The following is a 2,453-nucleotide window of genomic DNA, read 5'->3' on the forward strand; positions in this document are numbered from 1 at the left end:
TAAGACATTGGATGAACGCCCTAAAAAGATGGTTGCAAATCAGCCTAAAAGGAGTGAAAAACAAAATAAAAAAGCTATCCCTTCAAAGGATCATCCGTGGAGACAGCCAGCTAATAAAAGACCCATACTCTCATATGAGGAGACGGATACCGAAATACTTGAGATATTAAACGGTTTATTCAACTCCACAAGAGCATGGGCATAAAAACTTAACTCATAAGTTATCATATATTCTTTCTAGCCTTTTTTCAAGGGTTTATTTCTTATGCCTTTTTTTAAGGTATCATTTTGTAGTAATAGATATGTGAGTGTTTATGCCGCGAAAGCCTATTGATATGGGGAAGACCCCTCTGGTATAATCTTGAGGCGGAAATATCCGCCTGCTAAGGGCTATTTCCGGTAAAGATGGGTGTCTAGAGGGGTCAGGGGCCCCATGTCAATAGGACCGTGGAATAAATGCGGTGTACTTCTGTTAGCTATTACTAATTTTTTTGATTTTAATAGTGACATTTTTACTGAATAAAATTACGTGTATTTACATGACATTTTCACAGACTATTGACATAACTTTTTAATCTGAACAGCGGCAAAGATTAAATTTTTATGCAATCTCCTTAGAATGTTTAATTTTACCTTTTATGAAACTATCAACAGGTTCCTAATTATATTTAAGTTTTATCCACACCTGATAAGTGTAGGATTCCTTTATTATTATTTTTGTGGGTAATTTTAATATATTTAAATGAATTTTTACTTCCCATTTATCACAACCTTTGATATAATTTACTTATCATAAACAACGTATTTGCATACGTTTATTTGAATTGGCGATATCTTCAGGTGTTAGAGAGTCTCGGCGAAAAGATTCTAATATCCTTGAAGATATTTCTTTTATTGAAGCCCTTAGGCTTCTGATTAGCTCATATCCACATTCAAATAACTGTCTTAATATATCTGCAATTTGTACCAATAAATAGTGATTTTTCATAGCATTATAGTCTTTGCAGCAAAGATGTTCTATATTGTTTTTTATATTCTTTTGATTATTAAAACCTTCATTTTCTATTTTCCATCTACTTCTTCCTGCATATAATATTTTGTCTGCATTCTTTTCTTTTATTGTTATATTAGTGATAAATGTAAATTCTTTTTCTACCCCATTTTCCACCAATTTTGCTTCTAGGATATTTACCAAATTATCCTTATATGTTATTTCATTTACCCAGGTGCAGCCTTTGCTATTGTTATTGTTTTCTAGCCCTTTTAACCCCTCAAATTCTGACCAAATACTCTTGGTTCTGCCTTCCTTAAAGGTAAGTATATATTGCCAATTATATTCTTTACATAGCTTAAATACGGGATCTACTGCATAAAGACTATCCCCTAACACGCATATAGGTAATCTTTTATAATTTTTCTTAAGTCTTGCTGCTAATCTTTTAAATGCTTTTAACTCACAATCTTGCTTTTCATAATTCTTTTCATTCTCTATAAATTCAGTATCTATGCTAAATACCATATCCCCCACTACTAATTTAGCTTCCAATACATAATGAAAATAGACAGTGTTCTCAACTTCGCCTGTCTCTTTATTCTTATATTCTCTTTTCAAGCAATGCTCACAATGCCTATCGGAGAATGATACTATTCCTGTTGCATCTACAGCGATAGTCCAATATTTATCCAATAATCTATAATCCTCTAGGCATCTTTTTTTGAATAATTCTTTTATCATATACTTTCTAATTTTTTCAATCTCACATGGATTCAACTTTTTTAGAAAATCATTAATAGTATCATGGTGTGGTAACTCATCTAAATCTTCGTATCCCAGTACCTTTGATACATTATTTATACATTTTTCACTATTAAATTCGACTGTCATCTGATTCATGCTTTCAATAGATGTTATATTTTTCATTATCATACTAAATAAAATTATATCTGGAGTATATTCTATATAGCTTTGGTGCCTTTTATCCTTGACCCCTTTTAGTCTAGAATTAATATCTTTAAAAAAATGATTCTTAATTCTAATAAATTCCCCGAAGAAGTTTATTTCTTTTTGTTTTTCTCTTTTTTGTTTTCTAGTTTCGCCTTTCATTTAAATCCCCCTCAGATGTAGTAATATCAATATATTTACTACTCTTATTATACCACTTATTACCACATCATTGGGATATTTATCTCGAAAAATATTTACTCTTTAATGCTGTTGATTTGTAATGCAATCTCTCTTCTTTCAAGTTTCATATTTAAATAAAGAACCAAGCAATAATTATATTTTTTCTAACTTAGTCCTTATCTTCTCAATCCCCATATCATCTAAAAAATTGGTCCCCATTACACCTACAATAATTAATATAGAGCCTATAACATGGTAGAAAAAGATCTCTTCCTTCAAAAATACAACCCCAGCTATAATAGAGATAACTGTTCTTAGGTTGCCAAAT

The 2,453-nt window shown here is 30.7% G+C and carries 1 protein-coding gene and 1 pseudogene; one reads left to right on the forward strand and one right to left on the reverse strand.

Annotated elements, in window-relative coordinates; translation table 11 throughout:
- A pseudogene (locus VK998_RS04585) lies at window positions 1-205 on the forward strand (ISNCY family transposase); the annotation flags it as partial.
- Window positions 206-790: 585 nt separating this feature from the next.
- On the opposite strand, the gene VK998_RS04590 reads toward VK998_RS04585, so the two are convergent.
- Window positions 791-2,104: a transposase family protein gene (locus VK998_RS04590; RefSeq protein WP_325226000.1), complete on the reverse strand. Its 1,314-nt coding sequence runs from the start codon at window positions 2,102-2,104 to the stop codon at window positions 791-793.
- Window positions 2,105-2,453 lie beyond the last annotated feature (349 nt).

It is taken from the genome of Schnuerera sp. (assembly GCF_035459645.1).
GTDB lineage: Bacteria > Bacillota > Clostridia > Tissierellales > Tepidimicrobiaceae > Schnuerera.

What these genes read in the sequence shown, in the direction of transcription:
- VK998_RS04590 (WP_325226000.1), bottom strand. Translation starts at nt 2,104, where the DNA reads ATGAAAGGCGAAACTAGAAAACAAAAAAGAGAAAAACAAAAAGAAATA.